This is a genomic window from Sulfitobacter noctilucicola (genome assembly GCF_000622385.1).
Taxonomy (GTDB): Bacteria; Pseudomonadota; Alphaproteobacteria; order Rhodobacterales; family Rhodobacteraceae; genus Sulfitobacter; species Sulfitobacter noctilucicola.
Genome location: NZ_JASD01000008.1, coordinates 3,070,936 through 3,095,963, shown reverse-complemented (window position 1 = coordinate 3,095,963; position 25,028 = coordinate 3,070,936). Strand labels below are relative to the sequence as shown.

Genomic DNA, 25,028 nt, shown 5'->3' with positions numbered 1-25,028 from the left:
GCGGCCGGGGGAGTTCGGCTCCTTCGCGCGCATATCGGCAAGCCGATGAAGGAGCCATGTCATGGATCGTCCGGAATACTACCGCTTCCATCAAGGGGAGAAGACGCTTCCCTTTGCACCCCAAGAGTACGAAAAACGTCTGACAAAACTGCGGGCCAATATGGCCGATGATGGTATTGAGGCTTGCGTTCTGACCTCGATGCACAACGTCGCCTATTATTCGGGGTTTCTGTATTGCGCATTTGGTCGTCCCTACGCGTTGGTCGTGACCCCGACGGATGCCGTAACCATCAGCGCCGGGATCGATGCTGCACAGCCATGGCGGCGCAGCTATGGGGACAACATCACCTATACCGACTGGCAGCGGAATAACTACTGGCGGGCCATTCTGTCTGTGACCGGCACGGGTGGTACCCTCGGATATGAGGCAGACCATCTGACGCTCGCACAAAAGTTGCTTCTGGACGGCTTTCTGTCACCCGCGTCCACTGTCGATGTGGCACCCATGACCATGGGCCAACGCATGCATAAATCTGCCGCAGAAATTGGCCTGATCCGCGCCTGTGCTCAGGTGGCGGATGTGGGTGGCTTTGCCATCAAGGACGCGATCAAAGCGGGCACCCGCGAGATTGATGTCGCAATGGCCGGACGCGATGCGATGGAGCTTGAGATCGCCAGACGCTTTCCGGATGCAGAATACCGTGACACTTGGGTCTGGTTCCAGTCCGGCATCAATACCGACGGAGCGCACAACCCCGTTACCTCTCGCGTGCTGCGTGCCGGCGATATCCTCAGCCTGAACACCTTTCCGATGATCAGCGGCTACTATACCGCATTGGAACGGACGATGTTCGTCGAGACGGTCGACGCAGAAAGCCTGAAAATCTGGGAGGCAAATGTCGCAGCGCATGAGTTGGGCATCAATCTGTTGAAACCGGGTGCAAGCTGTGCCGCGATAACCGATGAGATCAACACCTTCTTTGCGGAGCGAGACCTGCTGAAATACCGCACCTTCGGCTATGGTCATTCGTTCGGCATCCTATCGCACTACTACGGACGAGAGGCTGGACTGGAGCTGCGCGAAGATATCGACACAGTGTTGGAGCCCGGGATGGTCATCTCAATGGAGCCGATGTTGACTGTGCCTGAAGGAACGCCGGGTGCCGGTGGTTATCGCGAACATGACATTCTGGTCATCACTGAAGATGGCAATGATAATATCACGGGGTTCCCCTACGGTCCGGACTTCAACGTCGTAGGTTGAGCCGTCACGCGTATCAAAGGATCGCGGCATGTAGGCCCGTGTCGCGGTCCATCTGTCAAAACAACGACATCTGTGCGCCCGGCAGCACGGGCGCGCGAAACAGGTCGCAGCGCATCGGGGGCGCGTTCGTCTTCAGCCCCAACCGTTTGATGGCCACATTGAACCGCTGTGCGACCATTTCGGCGTATGGCCCCTCGCCACGCATGCGGCGATGCCATGTCGCGTCGTACGCCTTGCCCCCGTGCATATCCCTCAATCGGTTCATGATCCGCTCTGCGCGGTCCGGATAGTGCTGCGCCAACCACTCTTGCACCAGCGGTGAGACCTCTTGCGGCAGTCGCAACATGATCCAGCTCGCAGTGCGCGCACCGGCGTCGCGCCCTGCACCCAGGATCGCCTCAAGCTCGGGATCCGTGAGCGCAGGGATCATCGGTGACGCCATGACGCGCACGGGAATGCCTGCCTGTGACAGCCGCCGGATCACCCCCAGACGCCGTGCTGGTGCTGGTGCCCGTGGTTCCATCAAGCGGCTGAGCGTTGCATCCAGCGTTGTGACAGATATCCCGACCCGCACCAGCCCGCGCTGTGCCATGGGAGCCAGTATATCAATATCTCGCTCAATGAGACTGCCCTTGGTGACAATCGCTACGGGATGTCCGGTATCCGCCAGCACCTTCAGACATTCGCGCATGATTTCATGTTTTTTCTCAATCGGTTGGTATGGATCGGTGTTTGTCCCGATGGCGATGGGTGCCACTTTGTATTTGCGGGCAGCCAGATCACGGCGCAACACCTCGGGTGCCTCTGTTCGTGCGATAAGCTGCGTCTCGAAATCCAGCCCGGGCGATAGCCCCAGATACGCATGGGAAGGACGTGCGAAACAATAGACGCAGCCATGCTCACACCCGCGATAAGGGTTGATCGACCTGTCGAACGGCAAATCCGGTGACTTGTTATAGGTGATCATACTGCGCGGCAGTTCCACCTGCGTTGTAGTGCGTAAAACAGGTAACTCTTCTTCCCGCGCCCAGCCGTCATCTTCGGCCACACGCGCATAGCGTTCGTACCGTCCGGCGTGATTGCTGCCCGCCGCGCGGCCCTTGATCTTTGACGTGAGCGCTTCGTTATCCATTTCCTACAAATAGAACAAAATAAGAACACAGCAAAGCGCTATTCCGTATCCCCTTACCGATATGCAGAAAATTCATGTTCTTCGTGAGAAAAATGCGCCGCAAAATCCGCAACCTATGTCGCAATTTGCGTACCAATCAGCCGCTTTCCGTGACAAAAAGACAAAACGGCCCGCAGTGTTTGAAGCAAAAGGAAACACGCCATGTCAGATGAAGACGAGATCATCCTTTCGGAGCTGGATGACGAAGAGCTTGTCCAACAGATGTTTGACGACCTCTACGACGGCCTCAAGGAAGAGATCGAAGAAGGCGTGAATATCCTGCTGGAACGCAAGTGGGAACCTTACGACATTTTGACGAAAGCGCTTGTGGGAGGCATGACAATTGTCGGAGCCGACTTCCGCGATGGCATCTTGTTTGTGCCCGAAGTGCTACTCGCCGCCAACGCGATGAAGGGTGGCATGGCCATCCTCAAGCCCCTTCTGGCCGAAACAGGTGCGCCCCGCGTTGGCAAGATGGTTATCGGCACCGTCAAAGGCGACATCCACGACATCGGCAAGAACCTTGTCGGGATGATGATGGAAGGTGCCGGGTTTGAAGTAGTTGATCTGGGCATCAACAATCCGGTTGAGAATTACCTTGAAGCACTGGACCGCGAAGGCGCTGATATCATTGGTATGTCCGCCCTGCTGACCACCACAATGCCTTATATGAAGGTCGTGATCGACACGATGGTCGAACAGGGCATCCGCGATGATTATATCGTTCTGGTCGGCGGTGCGCCCCTGAACGAAGAATTCGGCAAGGCCATCGGGGCCGACGCCTATTGTCGTGACGCGGCTGTTGCGGTCGAGACAGCCAAGGAATGGATGGCGCGCAAGCACAATCAGGCCAAATCGGCTTAAGTCTTGCTGGCTGACAAAACACTGGCAAGGCCTCACCACCGGTGGGGCCTTTTTCTTACGTGGTGTCATCCCTATCTTAGGACCAGAGAGGACATATCATGCCCCTACCCCAATTCGCAGTCATCTTCATTGGCGCACTCACCGCAGCCGCGCTCACCATCTGGACGCTAAGCTTTGGCGGACCGGCGCTCATGCTTGTCACACTACCCTTGTTTATGATCGCGGCAGTTCTTGTCGCCTATCTGCGCCGGTGATCCCGACCGATACAGAGCTGACCGACGAAGGTCTGCCGCTGGAAGGCCGTGCGGGTCGCATCCTGCTGATCGCCTGCGGTGCGCTGGCGCGTGAAATCCTTGACCTCAAGGCGATGAATGGCTGGACCCACCTCGACCTCACCTGTCTGCCCGCCAAGCTTCACCTCTACCCCGAAAAGATCACCGAAGAGGTCCGCGCGGCGGTCGCAAAACATCGCGAAAATTACGACGACATCTTTGTCGTCTACGCGGACTGTGGCACCGGTGGGCTGTTAGCGACGGCCTGCGCAGAGATGGGCGTGCAGATGATTGCCGGCCCCCACTGCTACAGCATTTTTGAGGGTAACGATGCCTTTGCTGCAAAGGCGGATCAGGAATTCACCAGCTTCTATCTCACCGATTTTCTCGTCCGCCAGTTCGACGCATTTGTGTGGAAACCCATGGGGTTGGATCGCCATCCTGATCTGCGTGATATGTATTTCGGCAACTATGAAAAGCTGATCTATCAGGCCCAGACGGATGATCCGGCACTGACGGCTAAGGCCGAATCCTGCGCTGTGCGATTAGGGTTAAAATTCGAGCGCCGGTTTACCGGATACGGAGATTTAGGGACTGTTCTTGAGACACTTTGATCGTTCTACCGGCTCGTCGCAATACGTCTACGGGATCTGCCGGGCACCATCTGTTGCGCAATGCATGGAGCTTATTCAGAGCAACGCCAGTGGTTCTGACTGGCGCGAGAACAGCATTTGAACCAGTTTTTCCCATTTGCATTTGGTTGGGTGATGGTCATCGTCGGAGCTGTCTTTATCTTTGCTTCAAAAAGGTCAGTTTGGCAGGAAACTGACAGAAAAACTCTTGAAATCGATCCAATCCGTCGGTTTTACAAAGAGAAATTTCCAAAGTTTGATGCGCGTTCGATGTCCTTTGGTAGGGTATTCATACGGATTGCCGGTGTGCTCTCGGTCGTTGTCGGGACCATCATCATTCTTGTCGTGGTGCTCAACACAAGTTGATGCGCGTACCACCCGGTGGCGGGACACGCCCCCTCAAATTTGCGTCGCTCTGGGCTCAAATTGGCCTTTGACCTGCCACAAGACAATTCATTTCACTGCCGCGGCTGTTTCGCGCACCCGCTCTATCATCGCTGTCAAACCGTTGGAGCGTTGTGCCGATAAATGATCGTTCAAGCCCAAGCGCCCCATCTCCGCCCGCGCATCTACAGCGAGCACCTCGGCTGGCGTGAGACCGTTATACAGTGTGCGCAGTACCGCAATCAGACCGGATACGATCATCGCGTCCGACGCGCCGTCGAAATGCAGCTTTCCATCCTCCACCTGCGCGTGCAGCCAAACCTGAGAGGCACAGCCATCGACCTTGGTAGCGGGGACTCTCAATGCCTCCTCCAGTGCGTCCATCGATTTACCCTGATCGATCACATGGCGATACCGGTCTTCCCAGTCGTCCAGAAACTCGAAATCCTCGACAAGTTCTTCGAAGGCGGCGTTGGCCATTGCTTGGGTTCCTCTGCTTGGTTGCCCATGAGGTAGGAGCGTGGCCACCAAAGGTCCAGCCCCTTCCCAAACTTGGCGCAATAGGATAGTCAAATCACGACAGTATTTCCCAAGGCGACCCCCATGCCCAAGACCCTTCCCCTGATCCTTGCCGCGGCCATGACTTTGACGGCCTGTGCCTCCGTCCGCGAGAGCCGCGTGAACCCGTTCAACTGGTTCGGCCAGTCGCGATCGGTCCCTGTGGAGCGGGAAGTAAATACCAACCCCCTGATACCGCAGGGCGGCGGGTTGTTCTCAAATAAGCGAAATGAACCAGTGATTTATGCGGGCCGCCCGTTTGAGCAAGTCACCAACTTGACGGTCGAGCGTGTTCCCGGCGGTGCCATCATCCGCGCCACGGGTCTTGCCGCACGTCAGGGCATTTACGAAGTGCAGCTTACACCCGAGAACGAGGACGAAGAACCGGTTGATGGTGTGCTGGCCTACCGCCTTGAAGGCGTGCGACCGGCACAAAACACGGCCGTTGGCACGCCACCTACCCGCGAAGTTGTTGCGGCGCGGCGCGTCACAGACAGCCAGCTTGCCGGTGTGCGCCGCATTCGGGTCGAGGGCCAGCTGAACGCGCAGGTAGCGCGCCGCTGACGTAACGCTGCGGCTTAGGCTGCAGCGGTTATGATAATCTCTACCGTGAACTCCGGCTTGGCCAGTTTCGCTTCACCGCAGGCACGTGCCGGTGCATGTCCTTCGGCGACCCAGCCATCCCAGACGCCGTTCATCTCGGCGAAATCAGCCATATCGGCCAACCAGATCACCGCCTGCAGAATGCGTGTCTTGTCTGAGCCGACTTCGGCCAGCAGCGTGTCGATCTGGTCCAGACAATCCTGCGTTTGCTGCGCGACACTGGCACCTGCTGTGCCAACCTGCCCCGCCAGATAGATCGTGCCGTTATGGGTCACGATCTGGCTCATGCGCTGGTTTGTATGGTGACGTGTAATCTCGGTCATGGGTTTCTTCTCCGTTGGGGTCAGGCTTCAGACCTCGACCACTTCTACATCATTGCCGTTTGCAGTCAGCGCGATCTTACCTTCGCACAGGCGTAGAGCATCGGTGCCGAAAACCTCAAGACGCCATCCTTTCAACGCAGGTATATCGCGCATACCAGCCGCGATCCCGTCAAGGTCGGAAGCAGGAGCAATCAGCTTTGCCGCAACCCCTGATTTTTCCGTTTTGGCCTTTAACAACACACGCAAAAGATCGGCCAAAGCCGGATTGACCTGCAGCTTTTCGCGGCTGCGATCAGGCTTGGGCATCTTGTCGGGTTTGGTCGCGATACCGGCGGCGATCCCTTTCAGGATACCGTCCGCAATCTCTCCTTTGCGCGCCTCACGAAGCAGCAGCCGTGAACGACCAAGTTCCTCATGATTTGATGGCTTTAGGCTGGCAAGCTCAACCAACGCATCATCTTTATAAACGCGGTTGCGCGGCACATTGCGCCCTTGCGCATATTCCTCGCGAAACGCCGCAAGTTCGCGCACGATGCTAAGAAACTTCGGCGAATTCGTCCGTGTCTTTACCCGCTTCCACGCGTCCTGCGGTGCCGTTACATAGGTCTCGGGCGACGTAAGGGTCGTCAGCTCTTCCGCAACCCACCGCCCGCGACCGCTTTGCTCAAGCTTGGCAGACAAAAACTCGTAAATCTGGCGCAGGTGCGTGACATCAGCCAAAGCATATTTCTTTTGAGCATCCGACAGCGGTCGCCGCGACCAATCCGTGAACCGTGACGACTTGTCGACACCTTCATTGCAGATCTTGCGCACCAGTGTCTCATACCCCACCTGCTCGCCAAATCCGCAGACCATGGCCGCGACTTGCGTATCGAACAGTGGCTCCGGGAACACACCCGCATCGACAAAGAAGATCTCAAGATCCTGCCGTGCGGCGTGAAAGACTTTGACCACCGAAGTGTCACGGTAAAGATCGTAAAGCGGCTCAAGGGAAATACCCTCAGCCAGAGGATCGACCAAAACCGCGTTGCTGTCATCGGTCCCCGGCATCGCCAATTGCACAAGGCACAGCTTGGAATAATAAGTCCGCTCGCGCAGGAATTCCGTATCGATGGTGACAAAGGGGTGCTTGGCTGCCTCAAGGCAAAATTCGGCAAGGTCGGCGGTCGTTGTGATTGTTCTCATGGGCTCACTTCGTGCAGCATGCGGCTGAATGTGGGGCTAAAATACGATGTAGACAACTGCTACATCACCTGCCCGACCTTGACCAGCCAGCGCTTACAAGATCACCGGGGTCCGGTCATTTTCGGCGAAACGGCGCAGGACGGCCGGGTATAATTTGTGCTCCAGAACCAGAACACGCTCTGCCAGCACCTCTGCAGTATCGCCTTCATGGATGCGCAAGCTGGCTTGCCCGAGGATTGGACCGTCATCAAGCGCTGCGGTGACCTCGTGCACGGTGCATCCGTGTGCCGTGTCGCCAGCCTCCAAAGCCCGCGCATGCGTATGCAACCCTTTGTATTTGGGTAACAATGACGGATGGATATTGATCATTTTGCCGCGCCACATATCCGTGAACCCAGCTGTCAACTTGCGCATGAACCCCGCCAGACAAATGATATCAGGCGCGTGAGGGGCAAGTGCCGCCGTCAGCTCGGCTTCGAATGCAGCGCGGTCCGCACCATGGGGGCGATGGTCAACAACAACCGTCTGCAACCCCTGCTCTTTCGCCCAAGCAATGCCGCCTGCATTGGCATTGTTCGACACGATTACGGCTGGGCGTGCAGGGTGATCCCCTGACATATCGGACACCAGTGCGCGCATGTTCGACCCGCCACCGGAGACAAAAATCGCAACCTTTTTTGTCACGAAAGCGCGCCTGTGTAGCTCACTCCGTTGCCAGCCACGATGCGCCCGATCTCAAAGGCCGCGTGGCCATCGGTAGCGAATGCTTCTTTCGCGGCTGCAACCTTACCGGAGGGTACAACCGCAATCATGCCAACGCCGGAATTGAAGGTCTTCAGCATCTCGTCTTCGGCCATTCCGCCGTTTTCCCGCAGCCATTTGAAAACGGGCGGAAGATCCCAGGCAGCCAGGTCAATCTCGGCACCCGTCCCGTCGGGAAGGACCCGCGGCAGGTTCTCGGTCAGGCCACCGCCGGTGATATGTGCAAGTGCGGCAACACAGTCCGCCTTCAATGCGGCCACGGCTCCTTTGACATAAAGCCGCGTGGGCGTCAGCAATGCCTCGCCCAATGTACCGTCCGCCCATGGGCAGGCATCTTCCCATGCCATACCACTGACTTCGACAATGCGCCGGACAAGCGAGTAGCCATTGGAATGCACACCGTCACTGGGCAGCGCCAGCAGCACATCCCCTTCCGAGACCTCACGCGGCAATTCGGTACCCCGCTCCATCGCGCCAACAGAGAACCCTGCCAAGTCGAAATCACCTTCGTGGTACATTCCCGGCATCTCTGCCGTCTCACCACCGATAAGCGCGCAACCGGATTGGGCACAGCCCTCTGCGATGCCTTCGATGATGCGTGTCGCCTGATCCAGCTCAAGCTTTCCAGTGGCGAAATAGTCGAGGAAAAACAAAGGTTCCGCGCCCTGACAGACCAGATCGTTAACGCACATCGCCACCAGATCGATACCGATGCCATCCACGTTGCCTGTGTCGATCGCGATGCGCAACTTGGTGCCAACACCATCTGTGGCCGCTACCAGAACAGGATCTGTGTATCCTGCAGCTTTCAGATCAAAAAGAGCGCCGAAACCACCAAGACCGGACATGGTGCCGGGCCGCGCCGTGCGCTTGGCCGCTGGCTTGATCCGGTCCACCAGCGCGTTGCCTGCGTCAATGTCCACGCCCGCGTCGGCGTAAGTCATCCCGTTTTTCGTCATGCCCAGATCCCCCGGTGGTCAGCTGCTGCCGCTGCGATACCCCAATGGCGCAAGGCAGGCAACCACCACAATCACGGTCGGCCGCTCGATTTATAGGCGTCAGGCGGGCTCTGCCTCAGGCAGTGCAAGACGGAGCCCCGCCGCAGGACAATCATCCATTTTGTCAGTCCGCGACCACCTGAAAATCGACGCGGCTGTTCGGCAGCGCTGGCTGACCTGCAATGCCAACGGAATAGGAAGGCGCACCAATCAGAATGCTGTCTTTTGCAAAGCCGGCCGAGACAAGTGCGCTCATCATCGCAAGTGCCCGCAAACGCCCCGTCCCCACATCTTCGCGGCTGCCGGGTTGGTCCGAATGATGACCGACGACGCGCAGACGGGCACCATCGCAGGCGGCAACATCCTGTGCCAACTCGAAGATCGCCGCCATCTCGCTCGCCGGTGCCGTGATGGAGCGTGCGGCATAGAAATGACGCGCAAGGTCCGCTTTGGGCTGAAGGTCTGACACGCAGCCCGGCTCGGACTTCTGCCAAGGTTGCGGCGAAACTGAGTAGCTGGCTTTCTGTGCGCTCTCGATCACGGTAAACTCTACCCGTCTGTCGTAATAGGCAGCGTCTTTGGTCCCGCGCACCGTGGAGGGCCGTTCGTCGCCGTATCCGACAGGAATGAAGTCTGCGGTATCAATGCCCGAGGCCGCAAGCCGTGCGACCACGGCTTCTGCGCGTTTAAGGCTGAGGATTTTGTTGGCTCGCGGGTCACCGGACGGATCAGAGTGGCCCTCGACCTGCACCGCAAATCCGGGGCAGTCGCGCAAGACCATACCAATCAGCCGCGCCGAAGACAGCCCCGCATCTTCACCCGAAAGACCGCCCGCGGGAAAATAGATGCGCGACACGGATGCCAGCTCTTCCAGGTCTTCCCGACAGGAGCTTTGCCCCACCAGATTGTTTTGCGCTTTGGCAAAGAACTCTGCAGCGGCATTGGTGTCCAGCGCGGTCGTCTCGGGTGCAGGCACCGTTGTCTTTGCGGGTGCCGTCACTTGTAGAAGGTCGACAGGCCTGTTTCGGGTCACGTCCGTCGAATCGTTTTCCAATGCTGCAGTTTGTGCAGGTTCCGGACTTGGAGGCGTGCCCTGTGCATCTGGGATCGGCGTCGGCGCAACTTTCGTTTCCAGCGCTGACAACACAGAATTGTTCAGCTGCGCCATCCGCGCCTGTTCTACCTGTGGATCAAAGGCCGCCACCCGATCCCGCTCGGCTTTGCTACCAAATAAAGTATCGGTTGCCAGATAAGCCGGTGCCACCAGCAGGATGGCCGCAGTCGGCGCAATCCACGATATATTTTCCCTTAGGAATTTCATGTGCTCTTTCCCCCAAATCGCAGTTTTCCTGCGGTCGTTCTTCATCGGCAAGATATTGCCGGAATAACTACAGGTTGTGATAACTATTGCATCCACGTCAACATGCGGTGGCGTATAATTTATGATTTTTGTGCTAAATCACATGAAGAGCGATAAAATACAGGGGTTTGAGAAATGCGTTTCAGCATCATCAGCCGCTTCGCCCTATGGATTAACTGCGCGGATCGCCACCATATCACGCAAAGTGACAAGCATCTGCGCAGGGAATCAACATTTTTGGACAGCCCAAAGGGCGTCTTGACGAAGCACCCGCCACCGCATACCCAAGCACCCGTGGCGGGCCTGTAGCTCAACTGGTTAGAGCAGAGCGCTCATAACGCTTTGGTTGCGGGTTCAAGTCCTGCCGGGCCTACCATCACCGCCTTACCTGCGCGCGCTGACGTGCCAGTTCACTGCCATCTCAACCACTGTATCACCGCTGGCGTCCTGCACATCGACAGTTACGTCAAAGGCCACTTTGCCGTCATCAGCGATCGTCTGCATCAGGGATGCCCCGTCCTGAGATGTCTTTGCGTAAGCGGTCAGCGTGCCGATGGCGATTTTCTTGAATGCGATGTTGGCCACTGCCGCGACGGGCCGCATGTCGAGTATGACAGGCGCCAATGCACCCGCCATTGCAGCACCTGAAGCCGCTTCGCCCAATGTGAACATTGCACCTGCGTGCACTGAGTTGATGTGGTTCGACACTTCGTCGCGCTGGTCCAGCGTGGCGCTTGCTGTACCGTCGCCCAGTTCCAGCAATCGTACCCCCACGTGGTTGGCAAATGGAACGGCGGTATCGAGGTTTGCTTTGATCATGTCATAGGGGGTCATTCGGATCATCCTTGTAAATTCTCGCCATCAAACTGGCGCAGCCTCAGGCGCGGGGCAATCATGCCGCTGGGTCACCCCCTAGCGGGCAATAACAATGTCGGCACGCAAACCGCCCAATCGCGAAGATTCGCCCAACCGCAGCACGCCACCATGCGCGCGGGCAATGTCCGTCGCGATGGCGAGCCCCAGCCCGACACCGCTGTGCTGGTCCTGATTGCGGGCGGGATCAAGGCGGCTGAACGCACGCACGGCTTCTGTACGGCGGTCCTCGGGAATACCGGGTCCGTCGTCTTCTACTCTGATACGAAGGGTTTTATCGCTTAGCATCACCGACACTTCCGCCCGCGCGCCGTACCGGACCGCGTTAGAGATCAGGTTGTCTACAGCGCGACGCATCGCCACCGCGCGCAGCGTCACAGTGCCCGACCCTTCACCTTCGGGGTCCAGCAACGCCACATTCCGCCCTGCCCGTTTCGCTTCGTCCACCAGCTCTGCGACCAATGCATGGGGGTCGACAGGTTCGGGCGCACTTTCAGAGGCACCTTTTGCGAAATTGAGAAACTCGTCCAGCATCCGCTGCATATCATCGACATCGCGGCGCAACGGCTCTGCCTCTTCGTCGTCCAGCATTGACAGCGCAAGCCTCATGCGCGTCAGCGGCGTCCTCAGATCGTGACTGACACCCGAAAGCATTAGCGTCCGCTGCTCAATCTGCCGCTCGATCCGCGCCCGCATATCCAGAAAAGCATTACCGGCACTGCGCACCTCTACCGCTCCGGCCGGCGAGAACGCGATGTGACGGCCACGGCCGAACGCCTCTGAGGCCTGCGCCAGCCGTTTAATAGGACGCAGCTGGTTGCGCAGATAGATCGAGGCGATGAACGTCATTAAAACGCCGAAAAATATCGTGTAAACAAACAGCTGGTGCGGGTTGTTCGCCGATATTCGGCTACGCTCGAACCGGTATTCCACCGGCCCTTTTACCGTGTCGACAAAGACACGCACCGCCCGGTTATTGGTCAGATCGATCACGCGAAATCCGGGCAGCCGCATCTCGAACCGTCTCAGAATCACCCGCCCGGAATAATCGTACCAGCGCATTGCATTGCGCTTGGGTATGTCGTCTTCGGTCACAGGCAAGGCCTGTATCTGCAATGCGCCAAGGGATGCGGCGACCCGTCCCGGCACGTCCTCTCGGTCCGGCACCACAACGATCACTTGCCGCACAAGCGCCAGTTCGCGCAGCACTGTTTCAGTCATCTGATGGGTTACGCCTTCAAAATGCCGCTGCGCAAAAAGCACCGTCACAACCAGCTGGATGATCACCACAGGCAACAGCAGAATCAACGCCGCACGGCCATAGATGCCGCGCGGCATATAGTGTTTGAGCCAGACAAAGGACATAAGCTAGACCTTAGCCAGCACCGACCCCCAGCGAAAGGTCAAACGATGACACCGCCCGACGACTTTGATCCGCCCGTAGGCACCCCCGAAACACTTGAGCCCGGCCTGCGCCGCATTGTGGCACCGAATCCCTCGCCCATGACCTATCGCGGCACCAATACCTACCTTCTGGGCACCCGTGCCCTGGCCGTTATCGATCCCGGACCGCAGAACGATGCGCATCTTTCAGCTATTCTTGCGGCTGTCGGGCCGGATCAGCACATCAGCCATGTGATTGTAACCCATACCCATGTGGATCACTCTCCCCTCGCAGGCTCCCTTGCCCGTGCATGCGGTGCGCCTCTGCTGTCGTTTGGTGACGCCACCGCAGGCCGGTCCGAGGTAATGCAGGAACTGGCGCAAAGCGGTATGATGGGCGGCGGCGAAGGCATCGACATCCATTTCACGCCCGATCTTACTGTCGCTGATGGAGAGCTGATCGAGGGAGACAGCTGGCAACTCGAAGCACTGCACACACCCGGCCATATCGGCAATCATCTGTGCCTTGCTTGGGGTGATGCCTGTTTTACTGCCGATCACGTGATGGGCTGGGCCTCGTCGCTCGTCTCTCCCCCTGACGGCGACCTGACCGACTTCATGAGCTCTTGCGCACGATTGTCTGCGCGGGATTGGCGGGTGTTCTATCCCGGCCACGGTGCGCAGATCGATAAACCGTCCGACCGGCTGGAGTGGTTGGTCACACACCGCTTGCGCCGCGAGGCCGAGATTATTTCCGCGCTCAAAAGCGGTCCCACTACGGCTCAGACGCTTGCACAGGCCATTTACACTCAAACACCTACCGCACTACTTGGCGCGGCCACGCGAAACGTACTGGCGCATCTGATTGATCTGACTGGAAAATCCATCGTGACACCAACTGAAACCCTGCATGAAGACGTCGAATTCCGGCTGATCCAGCCTGATTGAGAAAAATTCGTAAATTCACGACAAAACCCTCTGGACGCGCCAAAAAGGCGTTGCTATAGGGTGCGGACCGTTCCGACGTAGCTCAGCGGTAGAGCAGTTGACTGTTAATCAATTGGTCGTAGGTTCGATCCCTACCGTCGGAGCCAATTAACTACTTGATAGTTAAGCAAAATGGGCGAACCTTCGGGTTCGCCTTTTTTCGTTTTTGCAACGATTTTGCAACGCTGCAAGGTATGATCGGTAAATGGCGCACTAGCGCCGACGCCGCTCCGAACTTTCCACGATGTCCTCTACGCTGATCTGCTTTCCAAGTGCATCGCTCAGCGCGTGCGCCAATTTGTGCACCGTGATCTCGGAAATCTCCATGCCCCGCTCAGCATTCGAAACAGTGGTCCGGTCAAGATCAGCCATGCGAGCCAATTTGTTCTGCGACATCATTGCCTGCAATCGCAAGCCCTTAATTTTTTCACCGGAGATCGGCATCTGATTGATTTTTCCCAGTTCTGATTTGCCAGTCATCCTACCCGAACACCCGACGGCCTTCAACACAATTCATCTAATTTCCACATACTTCGACATATACCGACATAAAACAGCCGATCTCCACACATACGGGTTGCTTTCCGTTTAAATGTGTGGGAAGAGTACTGCATCTCTGCTGGAGACCTGCCATGTCCTTTGAAGATCGAGTCACGAAACTTAACGGAGCACTTGAAAAACTTCGTGCAATGAGGTTCAATGCGTTGTGGATCGCTGTGATAGTGATCTGCTTTCTCGCTGCATATTTCGGGTATTGCGTCGAGATAAGCTGGAGCGAAGGCTTCTCGTTCTCAAAGTGCGTCGATCCACGCGACTGACCTCTCTACTGCTCGAACGGGCCGTGCAGAGAGCTGCACTCTGGGCAATCGCTAGCGCAGCAACACACTGAAGTTTCGTCGAATTTCTAGAACCAGCAAAAGCTGAGTTGCGACCCAGCTTTCCGTGCAAAAGTTCCGGCTTTGTTCCTACATTTAAGTTGATGCGCGCTATGTTGTGCACTACGGTGAACGAAACGCTAAATGAGCAACAGCATTAAGGAACGGAGCGCCTTTGTCACTTACATCAATTGAGAGTTTTTGCGGTGCGGGCGGCATGTCTCATGGCCTTGATCTTGCGGGCTACGACGTCCGAGTAGCGTTCGACAACGTTGCGGCACACATCGAAACTCACAACAACAACTTAGGTGAAACAGGGCAGGTTTTAGACGCGTCGATGGTGTCCGGTAGTGACCTATTAGAATTGGCGGGCCTATCACCCGGCCAACTCGATCTGTTTTCTGGAGGCCCGCCTTGCCAAGGTTTCTCCAAACAGAAACGAGGTGCAGATCGTTTTCAAGATCCGCGCAATTCTCTGGTTATACATTACGCCCGACTGGTGCGTGAGTTGAACCCTCGCGCATTTCTTTTCGAGAACGTCCAAATATTCGGACAGAAACGCGGGCAGCACCTAATTCAAGAAATGATGGACGACCTGACCGACTATGCGGTCTATGGTTACTTTGTCTGCGGAACCAGCTTCGGCTTGGCACAATCGCGCAGCAGGTTCCTGATGATCGGCATCCGCAAGGATGTGTCCTCTCGTATTCCCGTCCTACCCATCGCGAGTGAAAAGAAATCGGTGCGTGATGTGATCGCAAATATGCCACCGCCTCCAGATGATTGCTCTGAGCACCTCGAGTTCCACAATCATCTGAAATGCAGAATCAGCAAGGCGAATGAGGAGCGTATTTCCCACGTCCCACAAGGAGGTGGCTGGCAGGATATACCTTGGGAATTGCGACTGCCCTGCCACCAAGTCACTGACCCTAAGAAAGGTGGCTGGCCTGATGTTTACGGGCGCCTGACATGGGAAGGCGTTTGCCCGACCGTGACAGTCGGTTTCGACAGTTTCACGCGAGGGCGATACGGCCACCCAGAACAGAACCGGGCGATTACACCCCGCGAAGCTGCGAGGCTTCAAGGCTTCCCTGATTGGTTCAGGTTTTACGGCAATCGAATGGACGTGCGCACCCAGGTTGGCAATGCTGTTCCCCCACCCCTTGCTGAGGCGGCAGGTCGTGCAATTCGCGCCATTCTGAACAATGAGAACGAGAAAGTCATCGGCAAGCATCCTGACCAAGAATTCAATGGTCGGCAGATGGCTTTAGCGGTTTAGCCAGTCGTCAATATCATCGAATAGGTTGGCGATGCCCGTAACACGGATCAGCGCAGTGAAGTCCTGTCGTGCATATCGTTGAGGAATATCACAGTAGTACAAGCCGCTGAGTTCAGATAGGTGTTTTTGGAAAAGTGCGACCGTTCCGGGCACGCAAATTTGTTTGACTGTAGTTGTCTTGTCGTCCCGCTGCACCTCACTAATGCAGGTCAAATAGCTGCGATACCGACCGGGATAGGCGCTGTCTAAAATACGTTGATGCGCGAACGGCTGCACGATGCGTTCCCGCGTGGTGATCTTTAGCGGAATTACCGCTCCTTGCTGAGTCACAGTATTTGTAATTACCAAGTCAGTCGACACCGAATTGCCTTGAAGCGCCCCGTCGTCTACCGCGTCGGCATCAGGCACCTCGACAACGATGGGAATGTGTTTGGTCATTTGGAAGCGCGGTTGCGGGTAGCGAATTTGACAAACTGAACCAATAAACACCTCGAAGAACGTGCCCGGTGTTTTCCTGCTCTTTGGCTTCCAAACATCGTAGCAAAGGCAAAACGAGGACACGACCGTGTAGACGACTTTCTCAAACGTTACCGGGTCTGTTATGTCGTCGTCGTCCATCTGATCTTGGAAACTGACTACCGCACGCTCAAATTCCGCTAGGTCAGAAATGAACATTTCGGGACGATAGGGGCGACTCAAATTCCCGTTTCCCTCTGCTACCCAATATTCAAGATTGGGCGCACCTCGAAATTCACCAAATCGCCGGAGCGTCGCTTCCGTGTTGAGTTTTGTCAGGCACGCGCGAGTAATTTCATAGCACTCAGCCAGTGAAGGCTGGGAAGCATCGTATCGCTGCTTTGCAGCTTGAAAAAGGCGGTCAATTGTTTGCATAGGTTGGGCGATACCACGTCCAAACAACCTCAGCAATATTTCCGGTTGAGCAGCGCCGGGGACAGGTCCGATAACTCAGTTATGCCCGGAACATTTCGGGAACACATCAACGGAGTGACACAATGACCGAACTAACCAACATGACCAAACCTGCCATCAACGCGCTGCTCGCAACGCCCCTGTCTGCGTCGAAACTCAAGAAAACTTCGAAGGACGAACTCGTCGCCTTGTTCGATGCGATGCCTGCCACCGATGCGCTTAACGCTGAAATTCGCGATGCCCGCGCCGACGAGCCAACGCCGCCCAAATCGAAAGCAGAACCCAAGGCCCGAAAACCGCGCGTTCTCGACGACCGCGTGATGATCGAACCGGGCAAACCCGAAGACGTCAAAGCGACAAAGGCAGGATCGAAGCGGCACCTGATGGCCGAGGCTCTGGCGACGGGCGCGACCATCGAAGAACTGATCGAACTGCTTGGCTGGAACAAGGACACCGTGTCGTCGGCCTTGCGCACCGACATGGGTGCGTTAGGCCTCGGCGTCGAACGCAAGGCGGGCAAGTATCACCTCCTCTTGCCCAAAGGCGTGAAGCGGGTGCCGTCGCACGATGCAGACACGAACCGCGCCGCCGCTCTCGTGGCTGCTTGCAAATGAGTGGGCTGACCGTGATCGAGCCGGGTTGGTTATACATCCTGACCAACCCGACGATGCCTGACTTGTGCAAAGTTGGAATGACCACTCGGACACCAGAGGCACGAGCCGCCGAGTTGCACGATACGGGATCGCCCGTGCCCTACACAGTCGCCAAGGCATGGCCCGTTGACGACGTGCGCGCGGCAGAACGCGACGCTCATGCGGTCCTTGCCCGCTACCGTGTCAGTGACGAGCGCGAGTGGTTTCGCATGTCTGTGCCGAAAGCCGTCAAGGCGCTGGGCCGAGACAAACCTGCGCGCCCGTCCATCGTGCGCCGCCTCTGGCGCGTGTTCCGCGGCCTCGTCGAAGGCGTCGGCTGGTTGACGCTCCTGCTTCTGGCCGCTGGCTGAACCCTACCCATTCCCACCAGACCCAAGGCCCGCCACTCGGCGGGTCTTCTGATTCTAGGAGAAACCTATGACCAAAGCCGCAAATCTCTTGGACATGTTCCGCAATGGAAACATGCGTTCCGTCGTCGAAGAAGTCATCTGCGACGGTCCTCGCGCCCTCGAACTCGCTGCCCTACTTGCGCCCGATGAACTGCGCCGCCTGATACGTGTCGTCGATGCGCACATAGGTGCGGAATGAGGCATGAAACCTTCCGCGACACCGACCATGAAGCCGCCCAGTGGGCGGCTTCTTCCGTTCCAGAGCATCACTCTGCCCGTTCGATCAAGGAACCGTGGCTCGCGTCGTCGATCTTCGCTATCGCGGCGTTGCCATTGTTATGGGAACCTGTGGCGTGGGCGTTCGCGCCCTTGTTCGCAGCAATGCTTGCTCTGCGTCTCGGCGCGTTGGTCGGTTGGCAGGATTGTCACGCTCCTGAACCCGACCGCTGGCCGACTTTGACAATCCTGCTGCCTGTCTATCGAGAGCCGTCAGTGATCCCAGAACTTGCTCGTGCGATGCGCGCACTCGACTACCCGTCACCCGAAATTGTGTTGCTCGTCGAGGAAGATGACCACGAGACGCGCGCCGTGCTTGATTGCTGGCCGTTTCGCGTTCTCGTCGTACCTGACGGGAAACCTCGGACGAAGCCGCGCGCCGTGAACTACGGATTGCTTCACACTCGCGGCGAGATCGTCGTGATCTTCGATGCGGAAGACAGGCCCACGCCTGACCAGCCGCGACGTGCGGTTTCACGAATGTTGTTAGACCCCGACTGTGCCGTCGTGCAGGCCGTGCTTGCCTGTGATCATGACGGGCCGCTGATCGCACGACTTTGGGCGCTTGAGTATGCCGTCCTGTTTCGCGGCGTGCTGCCGCTTTTGGACAGTTTGAGCCTCCCGTTTCTTCTGGGTGGTACAAGCCAATACCTAAGGCGCGACGCGCTGATAGCGGTCGGTGCGTTCGATGCGCACAACGTCACAGAAGACGCCGACCTGTCTCTGCGACTTGCTCGCAACTACACCTTCCACACCGTTATGTCCGCGACGGGCGAAGAAGCGCCCCTGACAGTCACATGCTGGGTCAAGCAGCGGTCGCGATGGCTCAAAGGGTTCTGTCAGACGACAATGGTTCACTGGCAGGACGACCTGCCCCTGCGGACGCGGCTCGCCTTTGCATTCCAATTGCCCGTCCAACTACTGTGCATCGCGTCGCATCCCATAGGCCTCACCATGATCATCACGCAGCCGGACACCCCACTGACCGCGATGCTGTTCGCAGGTTACGCTCTGACCATTGTGACCTTTATGGTCGCCGCACGCCGCACCGGTCGCCCAAAGCGCGACGCGCTCGCACTTCCCGCTTACTGCTGTTTGCATGTCGTTGCGCTGGCGATTGCAGTGGTCGAGTTGATCGTCGCGCCGTCGATGTGGCGGAAAACGTCGCACGGAATTGCTCGACGGAATGACAAAGCGATTAGTGACAATTAAGGTCGGGTTATGAATTTGAAGAAATACACTGTCGCAGAATTACTTGAAACCCACACTGCTGTGCTGAACGAATTGCGGGATCGCGAAATTCTGCGAAGCGCGAACAACCCGACCGGCGACTATGCCGAGTGGCTGTTCTGCCAAGCATTCGGATGGGATCAAGCGGCAAACTCCGTAAAAGGGTTCGACGCTACAGACGCCGAAGGCATCCGGTATCAGATCAAAGGACGACGGCTGCACCAGCTCAACACATCGCGGCAACTGTCCGCCATACGAGACATGAGCGGGTTCGATGTGTTGGCGGGTGTCCTGTTTGACGCTGCCTTTGTCGTCTCGCGTGCGGCGTTAATCCCATCTGAGCTCGTGCGGGATCGTTCCAAATTCACCGAGCACACCAACAGTCACCGCTTCCTCCTGCGCGACGATATTTGGAATGCCGAAGGGGTCGTGGACGTAACGGCGAACCTTCAACAGGTCGCATCGAACAGTGACGTCTAAGCGCGCGTCTAATGTGCGGGATCGGCGAGCAGGCGCAATGATGCCCAAAACACCGAGACGCCCGTCAGCGCGCGATTTTTCGGGGGTGTTTGCCCGTGTCTCGTCGAACTCGTCGGGCAACGGCAGGGGCGATAGGCACGAGCGAGGCGAGAGCGTGGGTTAGAACGGCGATTTTCCGTCGTCGTCGGGAACCTGCGGGCTCACCTCAACCTCTAAGCCGAACTCCGCGAGAAGTTTTGAATGCACAGGGACGTTGTGCGCAAGCGCAGTTTCGACAACCTTCCTGTCTTTCTCGATTGCCTTCTCGGTTTGTATTTTGGCCGCGCCAAATAGGCTGTCATACCCGCGCTTTGAAACGACCTTGGCAAGGTCTTTCTTGATCTTGTCGATCTTCTTGGCGCGGGCGATCTGCCGCTGACGCGCTTCCGCGTTTTCATCGGGTTCGTGCTTCTGCTTAACGTACTGCGGTGCGCGTGGGAGGTCACGCCCCCGATTTGAATCCTTTGCCATGACGCAACCATAGCGCGTGCAGGTTGCCTAGTACATCCCGACCAGTTTGCTGACGCGGATGCTTTGCGGCATGAGGTATTGCGATGCGAAGGCGGCGACGATCAAGGCAATGCCCGTATCACCGTGACCAGAGGCATTGCGCGATTGCGTGATGATCTGGTTGCCCGCCGCTGTCGTCTGCGTGGTGAACGAGGCAAGGTCTTCTTCGATCTCGGAGCGCAAAGGCAGGTCGTGGGCAAACTTGAGGTCGCCTGACGCGAACAGGACGGCGAGGTTTTCGATCATCAAGGTTTTGCTTGCGTTGACGTATCGCCCTGACCGACGCCACTCCTGACCGCCAGTCATTTGCACCGCCGTATGATCTACCGACTGCTCGTGCATCATGTCCGACACAACGCGCCCGATGGACGTGCCGTCGATAACGAGTTGCGACTTGCCACCGAACGGCGGCGCGTTGCGCAAGCGGATCAGGTAGTCGACCACATCGACGTAGGACACCCCGCGAAACTTGTCGGCAAAGACGACCGTGCGCTCGCGCGGGCCGAGTTTGACGCGGGTTCCATCATGGATGGGCAATTGCTGATCCTTGATCACCACAGCAGACGAGAAGTCATTCGCCTGCCCCAAATCGGCACCGACGAAGTATCTGACAAATCCGGTCACTCTCTCGATTGCGGGGTCATGTCCGGTCTCGTTGATCACGCGACCGTCAGGCATGTAGTTGAGGTTCAAAAGCGAGGACATATAGCGTTCTCCATGCTGGTCGCGTTCTCAATCGCGGACAGGTCGAAATAAGACAGCCCGTCCGATAGAAATTCGCACAAAACCTCTTGTCTAAAACGGGTTGCTGACAACTGCTCCCGAAGGCGTTCAACGCGTGAGGCAAGACGCGGGATCGACGTTCCCGGCACCTTGATCCTATGCACGCTGTCTTTCGGTTCGAGGAACAGGCTGGCGAACAGGTTGTTCTTTCCGGCAGGCGTTGAGGCGTAGAACGTTTGCCCGTTGTCGCGCAGCATTGGCAGGATCGACACAACCACATCTTCGCCGCCGTTCGTACCGGGCAAATATGCCATTTCGTCCACGAGAAGCAAGTCGGCAGTGTAACCCCGAATGGTTGCACCCGACGCAGGCACAGCGATGAAACGTCCGCCGTTCGAGCATTCGATTTCCGTTTGCGTCGCCCGCTCAACCACGAGGTCAGTTGCGCGCAGGTATGCTTGCACTTTACGTGTGATCTCGCGCGTCTGACGTTCGGCGGGGGCGACGCAAATGATCGTGCCGCCGCGCTTCAATTCGCGAACGCCGCGTGTCGCGAGGACGCAGGATTTACCCGCCTGACGGCACACGAGCAGTGCAACCGTTTGCGCGTCAGACGTGATCGCCTCAACTTGCCAAGGGTCAACATGCGTGGCGGTCGGCACCTCCTGTCGCAGGAAGTGAAGCATCTCCGCACCGGGATCGAGGTCGCGTTCGATCAGGCTGCAAAAGTCGCGGAGCGCATCAAACGGCATCGCGACGCTCCGCAAGGCGCATCAAGTGACATTGGGTGCAATCGCCATGCTGGTTGCGCGGCGAGATGTGTCCGCGTTTACACGCGTTGCCAGTGAAGAACAGTTTGCCGCCTTCCGCGACCATGATGCGTTTCGCGTGGGGCAGTCGCGCCCAGTCGGGGTTGCCTGCCGTTGACGCCGCCGTGACGCGCTGTGCGTGGGCGTCCCAACCTTCAAATTCACGATGGGTCATAGGATTGTGTCCTCCTTCGTGACGGACAGGACGTGGTGGCGCATCCGGCGCAGGAGCGGTTCGCGGGCGGCAGGAATTTCGTCGCACACTTCCTGCAAGATGGTTCGAAGCGTGACCCACTCTTTGCTTTCGGCCAGAGACACGTTGACGGTCAGGTTCGTCGCGAGTTTGCCTTGCATCGTTGCAATGTCCCGCAACACCTTGCGCAAGCCTTCCATTGCCGCCAGCGCAAAGGAGTCGTCTTCGGTTTGCTCTGCCTTGGTGATCAAGCGTTCGACCCGCTTCGCCAAGGACTCGTAGGTCATGGCAATGTCCATACGGTCTTGGTTGATCACCTCAGTGTCCGCTTCGATGGCAGCGATACGGTTCTCGGCCATGATCTCGCGGCGCATTTCTTCGGTGATCTTGTCGTCCCGATACCGTTGCACCGTCGTGTAATCGACGCCAAGGCGGCGAGCGATCTCAGCAAGCGAACGGCGTTCGAGAACAATGTCCTTGATGATCTCGTTCTTGTCCGCACGCATGTCGATAATCGCACGACGGCCAGAGTGTTTGTTGCCGCCCCTTGCCATTAGGAGGACTCAGCGTTTGCCGCACGCTCCATCAGGTCAAACTTCGTGCGGGCGTGCGCAGGTAATTCGTCAGGCGAGTGGAAGGTTTTGATCGTGTACCCCTCTTTCTCCGCCTGCATCCGGCGGTTCACGATGCCGTTGCCTGTTTGCATGTCAGCGCGCAAATACCGGACGCGTTCGTGCGTGTCGTCAAAGGTGAACGTTTTGGTTGGGGTGACAGTGGGGCGACTGGTGTTGCGTGTCGTCACGTCACCGTTGCCACTGTCGATCACAGTCAAGGTCGCGCCTGCCTTCTCCGCCGCTTCCTTCGCTGCGCGATACTTGGCCGGGTCGCGAGCATCCTCGCGGGTCAAGCTGTGGGGTGGTCGCACGCCTTTGGGATACCAGTTACCATCGGCGTCCTGTTCGAGGCCTGCCGCGTGCATTTTGCGCTCGTGGGTTTCGTCGTTGATGATGTCCACGAGGGTTTTCTTTTTCGAGGTTTCGAGCTGGCGCTGCATATCCTTCTTCTCGTCCAGAACACGCGAGTTGAACTCGCGCAGGTCGTCGAGGCGTTTCGCCTGATCAGTGACAGTGGTTGTGAGGGTTTGAACCTGCTGCATGAGGGCTTGCAGGGCGGCAGTGGTATCGTCGGGCATGGGATGCTCCTTTGTGTCCAGAGTTGAGCGCAGCATCGGGACGCCACGCTCAACCTGTGATGGACAGATCAGGAGCGACGCACCGTTGCGCTCGTGAGATGAATTTATTCGGCAGCGATCAAATTGCCGACCAAAATAGCGGGTCTTTTGGGTGGCGATTTAAGATCTTGCCAACGACGACGCAGACGTTCGACGGCTGCTTCGTGCTGTGCGCGGGCGGCAGGTTTGGGGTCAGTGGACGGGTGCGGGAAGTCATCTCCTTCCATCATCGCACGCAAGCGCGCGGCAAGCACATTCCCGTCCCATCCGATCAGGGAGCAGAGGTCGTTTCGATGCCTCGCCAGTGTGCCAGAGCGGTCGGTCAAGAAGGTGATTGCCTGATCTTGATCCGATTGCGTCGTGAAGGAGGCGTTGCTCTCTTGGCGAACGGTGACAAAGAGGTCGCGGTAGGCCTGCATGATGATCGCGGTCACAAGGGTCGCTTCGGGCGTCTTTGGCGCGTCTGTCGTGATCATGCCCAAGGACAACCGGGATAGGTCGTGCCGGGCGAGACATGGCGCACATGGGCAGCGTAGACGATCTGCTCCGCTGCCAACTTTTGCCACTTTTCAGGTTCACGAAACCAGACGACATAGACGACGCGCGGGGTCAGGTCGTTGCCCAGTTTGAACACGCCGCGCGTGGGCAGGTCGGCGTCCGCAAGCGAACGCTGGGTCAGTGGGAGGGGTCGCCACTCCGTCATTGGCGCAACTGGTTTGCCACGGGCATGATCCAACGCCACGGAATGTCGATCTGACCTAGGCGGTTCGCGATGCGCACGCCTGTGTCGGTTGGGTAGGTCATATAGGCGGGTGAGTTGTCGATGGGATGTGCCGTTTGATCATTGACCAATGCTTCGAGTTGATCGCCAAGACCAGAGGCATCCTCGACCTTGAGGTTTGCCGTGCTGTTCAAAACCGTGACCGTGATGGTCGCCGTTGACCCGTCAGTTGATGCTGAGAACGTCATGGGGTGCCCTTTTCGTTTTGATGCGCGCCCAAGTGCCAAGCCAGTCGAACCTGCCTTGGGCGCGCGTTTCGTCACAGCGGTTCGACAAATGATGCGTATCACCCAGCCGTGGGGCGGATGTGGACAGAACGAGGTGGAGCGTGGATTGCACCTGATTTTGCTTCGACGCGTTGGGTGTGCCGAAGCAGCGCGTCAGAGACGGGCGTTGCCCCATCATCGGGCATACTGTGTCGAAATTGACCAAGACGACCGCGTGCGCCGCAGCAGATCGCGTCTCTGGCGCGGTGTCGGGAGTATGCGTCGATGGCAAGCGCGGCGATGCGCACAATATGCCTATATTCCAGTGACCTTTTCGGTCAGTTATTCGCCTACGTTGCAATACGCGTTGCAAAAGCTGCGGAGCAGCACATCAACCGCTTGGTTTCAAAGTATCAATCGCGCGCTGACACTTGATTAAGGATCAATCGGTCTGATTTGCACGGTTCAGTTGCGACTGGCTCGCAACAAAGAGGCGAAGATGTCGAGGGGAGATCAGCTGACCCAAGATCACCGAGGATACCAATGTCTTACGTGCGCGCTCGCACGCGAGGCGAACAATCCCAGTAAGGGTGATCATGCCCGTGCGCGTGGTTTACATACGCGCACGCGCGCGAACCGTTCAAAACGATTTGCCTTGATCATACAGGCACCCTGCACGAACCCTGCACACAAATTCTGGTCAAACCACTTGTTTTCAAGACCACCCTGCACACCCTGCACCCTGCAACGTAATTTTTTCGCTGACCCTCGTGCGTAAACAGCGGTGTAACATCTACACCACCGT

At 57.4% G+C, this 25,028-nt stretch carries 33 protein-coding genes and 2 tRNA genes; 15 read left to right on the top strand and 20 right to left on the bottom strand.

Going from position 1 to position 25,028, the window contains the following annotated elements:
* Positions 1-61 precede the first annotated feature (61 nt).
* Positions 62-1,264, top strand: a complete 1,203-nt coding sequence (locus Z946_RS0118805) for an aminopeptidase P family protein (RefSeq protein ID WP_025057260.1) — start codon at positions 62-64, stop codon at positions 1,262-1,264.
* A 55-nt stretch (positions 1,265-1,319) separates the two neighbouring features.
* On the opposite strand, the gene Z946_RS0118800 is transcribed toward Z946_RS0118805, so the two are convergent.
* Positions 1,320-2,396 carry a PA0069 family radical SAM protein gene (locus Z946_RS0118800; RefSeq protein ID WP_025057259.1) on the bottom strand — a complete coding sequence of 359 codons (1,077 nt, stop codon included), beginning with the start codon at positions 2,394-2,396 and terminating at the stop codon, positions 1,320-1,322.
* A gap of 201 nt (positions 2,397-2,597) precedes the next feature.
* On the opposite strand from Z946_RS0118800, the gene Z946_RS0118790 reads away from it, so the two are divergent.
* From Z946_RS0118790 to Z946_RS0118775, 4 genes are all read left to right on the top strand, one after another.
* Complete coding sequence (locus Z946_RS0118790; protein WP_025057258.1) at positions 2,598-3,299, top strand: corrinoid protein; 702 nt, start codon at positions 2,598-2,600, stop codon at positions 3,297-3,299.
* A gap of 98 nt (positions 3,300-3,397) precedes the next feature.
* Positions 3,398-3,553, top strand: a complete 156-nt coding sequence (locus Z946_RS21625; RefSeq protein ID WP_160170292.1) for a hypothetical protein — start codon at positions 3,398-3,400, stop codon at positions 3,551-3,553.
* A complete protein-coding gene (locus Z946_RS0118780) occupies positions 3,550-4,185 on the top strand; it encodes a DUF1638 domain-containing protein (protein WP_025057257.1) in 636 nt (211 codons plus the stop codon). Before Z946_RS21625 ends, Z946_RS0118780 begins: the two co-directional genes overlap by 4 nt.
* 117 nt (positions 4,186-4,302) lie before the next feature.
* Positions 4,303-4,569 (top strand): hypothetical protein, encoded by a 267-nt coding sequence (locus Z946_RS0118775; protein ID WP_025057256.1) that lies wholly within the window; start codon positions 4,303-4,305, stop codon positions 4,567-4,569.
* 87 nt (positions 4,570-4,656) lie between these two features.
* Here Z946_RS0118775 and Z946_RS0118770 read toward each other — a convergent pair whose 3' ends face one another.
* Entirely contained in the window at positions 4,657-5,067 is a 411-nt protein-coding gene (locus Z946_RS0118770) for a SufE family protein (protein ID WP_025057255.1), read from the bottom strand.
* Positions 5,068-5,190: 123 nt separating this feature from the next.
* On the opposite strand from Z946_RS0118770, the gene Z946_RS0118765 reads away from it, so the two are divergent.
* Positions 5,191-5,709, top strand: a complete 519-nt coding sequence (locus Z946_RS0118765; RefSeq protein ID WP_025057254.1) for a hypothetical protein — start codon at positions 5,191-5,193, stop codon at positions 5,707-5,709.
* 14 nt (positions 5,710-5,723) lie between these two features.
* Here the strand turns inward: Z946_RS0118765 and Z946_RS0118760 are convergent, their stop codons facing one another.
* From Z946_RS0118760 to Z946_RS0118740, 5 genes are all read right to left on the bottom strand, one after another.
* Positions 5,724-6,071 carry a RidA family protein gene (locus tag Z946_RS0118760; RefSeq protein WP_025057253.1) on the bottom strand — a complete coding sequence of 116 codons (348 nt, stop codon included), beginning with the start codon at positions 6,069-6,071 and terminating at the stop codon, positions 5,724-5,726.
* A gap of 27 nt (positions 6,072-6,098) precedes the next feature.
* Entirely contained in the window at positions 6,099-7,256 is a 1,158-nt protein-coding gene (gene rnd / locus Z946_RS0118755; protein WP_025057252.1) for a ribonuclease D, read from the bottom strand.
* 93 nt (positions 7,257-7,349) lie between these two features.
* Positions 7,350-7,940 carry a phosphoribosylglycinamide formyltransferase gene (purN, locus tag Z946_RS0118750; RefSeq protein ID WP_025057251.1) on the bottom strand — a complete coding sequence of 197 codons (591 nt, stop codon included), beginning with the start codon at positions 7,938-7,940 and terminating at the stop codon, positions 7,350-7,352.
* Entirely contained in the window at positions 7,937-8,977 is a 1,041-nt protein-coding gene (gene purM, locus Z946_RS0118745; RefSeq protein ID WP_025057250.1) for a phosphoribosylformylglycinamidine cyclo-ligase, read from the bottom strand. Before purM ends, purN begins: the two co-directional genes overlap by 4 nt.
* Positions 8,978-9,140: 163 nt before the next feature.
* Positions 9,141-10,337 (bottom strand): OmpA family protein, encoded by a 1,197-nt coding sequence (locus tag Z946_RS0118740; protein ID WP_025057249.1) that lies wholly within the window; start codon positions 10,335-10,337, stop codon positions 9,141-9,143.
* A 338-nt stretch (positions 10,338-10,675) separates the two neighbouring features.
* Between Z946_RS0118740 and Z946_RS0118730 the strand changes: the two genes are divergently transcribed.
* Positions 10,676-10,752: transfer RNA gene (locus Z946_RS0118730), tRNA-Ile, on the top strand.
* A gap of 8 nt (positions 10,753-10,760) precedes the next feature.
* On the opposite strand, the gene Z946_RS0118725 is transcribed toward Z946_RS0118730, so the two are convergent.
* Positions 10,761-11,210 (bottom strand): DUF4442 domain-containing protein, encoded by a 450-nt coding sequence (locus tag Z946_RS0118725; RefSeq protein WP_025057248.1) that lies wholly within the window; start codon positions 11,208-11,210, stop codon positions 10,761-10,763.
* Positions 11,211-11,288: 78 nt separating this feature from the next.
* Positions 11,289-12,614 (bottom strand): ATP-binding protein, encoded by a 1,326-nt coding sequence (locus tag Z946_RS0118720; protein WP_025057247.1) that lies wholly within the window; start codon positions 12,612-12,614, stop codon positions 11,289-11,291.
* Positions 12,615-12,659: 45 nt separating this feature from the next.
* On the opposite strand from Z946_RS0118720, the gene Z946_RS0118715 reads away from it, so the two are divergent.
* Positions 12,660-13,580 (top strand): MBL fold metallo-hydrolase, encoded by a 921-nt coding sequence (locus Z946_RS0118715; protein ID WP_025057246.1) that lies wholly within the window; start codon positions 12,660-12,662, stop codon positions 13,578-13,580.
* A gap of 71 nt (positions 13,581-13,651) precedes the next feature.
* A tRNA-Asn gene (locus tag Z946_RS0118710) sits at positions 13,652-13,726 on the top strand.
* Between the two features lie 106 nt (positions 13,727-13,832).
* On the opposite strand, the gene Z946_RS21865 is transcribed toward Z946_RS0118710, so the two are convergent.
* Positions 13,833-14,063, bottom strand: coding sequence for a helix-turn-helix transcriptional regulator (locus Z946_RS21865; protein ID WP_260168430.1), 231 nt, complete (start codon positions 14,061-14,063; stop codon positions 13,833-13,835).
* Between the two features lie 606 nt (positions 14,064-14,669).
* Here Z946_RS21865 and Z946_RS0118700 point away from each other — a divergent pair.
* On the top strand, positions 14,670-15,773 hold the full coding sequence (locus Z946_RS0118700) for a DNA cytosine methyltransferase (RefSeq protein ID WP_025057244.1): 1,104 nt from the start codon (positions 14,670-14,672) through the stop codon (positions 15,771-15,773).
* On the opposite strand, the gene Z946_RS0118695 is transcribed toward Z946_RS0118700, so the two are convergent.
* On the bottom strand, positions 15,762-16,664 hold the full coding sequence (locus Z946_RS0118695; RefSeq protein WP_152540601.1) for a type II site-specific deoxyribonuclease: 903 nt from the start codon (positions 16,662-16,664) through the stop codon (positions 15,762-15,764). The two genes, Z946_RS0118700 and Z946_RS0118695, sit on opposite strands and share 12 nt — an antisense overlap.
* Positions 16,665-16,786: 122 nt before the next feature.
* Here Z946_RS0118695 and Z946_RS0118690 point away from each other — a divergent pair, with 122 nt between their 5' ends.
* From Z946_RS0118690 to Z946_RS0118670, 5 genes are all read left to right on the top strand, one after another.
* Complete coding sequence (locus Z946_RS0118690) at positions 16,787-17,317, top strand: hypothetical protein (RefSeq protein ID WP_025057242.1); 531 nt, start codon at positions 16,787-16,789, stop codon at positions 17,315-17,317.
* Positions 17,314-17,706, top strand: coding sequence for a GIY-YIG nuclease family protein (locus Z946_RS20880; protein ID WP_025057241.1), 393 nt, complete (start codon positions 17,314-17,316; stop codon positions 17,704-17,706). Before Z946_RS0118690 ends, Z946_RS20880 begins: the two co-directional genes overlap by 4 nt.
* A gap of 67 nt (positions 17,707-17,773) precedes the next feature.
* On the top strand, positions 17,774-17,944 hold the full coding sequence (locus tag Z946_RS21620; RefSeq protein WP_160170290.1) for a hypothetical protein: 171 nt from the start codon (positions 17,774-17,776) through the stop codon (positions 17,942-17,944).
* Positions 17,941-19,233 carry a glycosyltransferase gene (locus Z946_RS0118675; RefSeq protein WP_025057240.1) on the top strand — a complete coding sequence of 431 codons (1,293 nt, stop codon included), beginning with the start codon at positions 17,941-17,943 and terminating at the stop codon, positions 19,231-19,233. Before Z946_RS21620 ends, Z946_RS0118675 begins: the two co-directional genes overlap by 4 nt.
* 9 nt (positions 19,234-19,242) lie before the next feature.
* The gene (locus Z946_RS0118670) at positions 19,243-19,731 is read left to right on the top strand and encodes a hypothetical protein (protein ID WP_025057239.1); all 489 of its coding nucleotides are present in this window, start codon (positions 19,243-19,245) and stop codon (positions 19,729-19,731) included.
* Between the two features lie 159 nt (positions 19,732-19,890).
* Here the strand turns inward: Z946_RS0118670 and Z946_RS0118665 are convergent, their stop codons facing one another.
* The 9 genes from Z946_RS0118665 to Z946_RS0118625 all read right to left on the bottom strand — a co-directional run bounded on the left by Z946_RS0118665 (position 19,891) and on the right by Z946_RS0118625 (position 24,205).
* Positions 19,891-20,241 (bottom strand): hypothetical protein, encoded by a 351-nt coding sequence (locus Z946_RS0118665; protein ID WP_025057238.1) that lies wholly within the window; start codon positions 20,239-20,241, stop codon positions 19,891-19,893.
* A 27-nt stretch (positions 20,242-20,268) separates the two neighbouring features.
* Positions 20,269-20,985, bottom strand: coding sequence for a hypothetical protein (locus tag Z946_RS0118660; RefSeq protein ID WP_025057237.1), 717 nt, complete (start codon positions 20,983-20,985; stop codon positions 20,269-20,271).
* Positions 20,970-21,755 carry a terminase large subunit domain-containing protein gene (locus tag Z946_RS0118655; RefSeq protein WP_025057236.1) on the bottom strand — a complete coding sequence of 262 codons (786 nt, stop codon included), beginning with the start codon at positions 21,753-21,755 and terminating at the stop codon, positions 20,970-20,972. Before Z946_RS0118655 ends, Z946_RS0118660 begins: the two co-directional genes overlap by 16 nt.
* On the bottom strand, positions 21,745-21,987 hold the full coding sequence (locus tag Z946_RS0118650; RefSeq protein ID WP_025057235.1) for a hypothetical protein: 243 nt from the start codon (positions 21,985-21,987) through the stop codon (positions 21,745-21,747). The genes Z946_RS0118655 and Z946_RS0118650 overlap by 11 nt, the downstream gene beginning before the upstream one ends.
* On the bottom strand, positions 21,984-22,559 hold the full coding sequence (locus tag Z946_RS0118645; RefSeq protein WP_025057234.1) for a hypothetical protein: 576 nt from the start codon (positions 22,557-22,559) through the stop codon (positions 21,984-21,986). Before Z946_RS0118645 ends, Z946_RS0118650 begins: the two co-directional genes overlap by 4 nt.
* Complete coding sequence (locus Z946_RS0118640; protein WP_025057233.1) at positions 22,559-23,197, bottom strand: hypothetical protein; 639 nt, start codon at positions 23,195-23,197, stop codon at positions 22,559-22,561. The genes Z946_RS0118645 and Z946_RS0118640 overlap by 1 nt, the downstream gene beginning before the upstream one ends.
* A gap of 104 nt (positions 23,198-23,301) precedes the next feature.
* Positions 23,302-23,712 carry a hypothetical protein gene (locus Z946_RS0118635; protein WP_025057232.1) on the bottom strand — a complete coding sequence of 137 codons (411 nt, stop codon included), beginning with the start codon at positions 23,710-23,712 and terminating at the stop codon, positions 23,302-23,304.
* On the bottom strand, positions 23,709-23,939 hold the full coding sequence (locus Z946_RS0118630) for a hypothetical protein (protein ID WP_025057231.1): 231 nt from the start codon (positions 23,937-23,939) through the stop codon (positions 23,709-23,711). The genes Z946_RS0118635 and Z946_RS0118630 overlap by 4 nt, the downstream gene beginning before the upstream one ends.
* Complete coding sequence (locus Z946_RS0118625) at positions 23,936-24,205, bottom strand: hypothetical protein (protein WP_025057230.1); 270 nt, start codon at positions 24,203-24,205, stop codon at positions 23,936-23,938. Before Z946_RS0118625 ends, Z946_RS0118630 begins: the two co-directional genes overlap by 4 nt.
* Positions 24,206-25,028 lie beyond the last annotated feature (823 nt).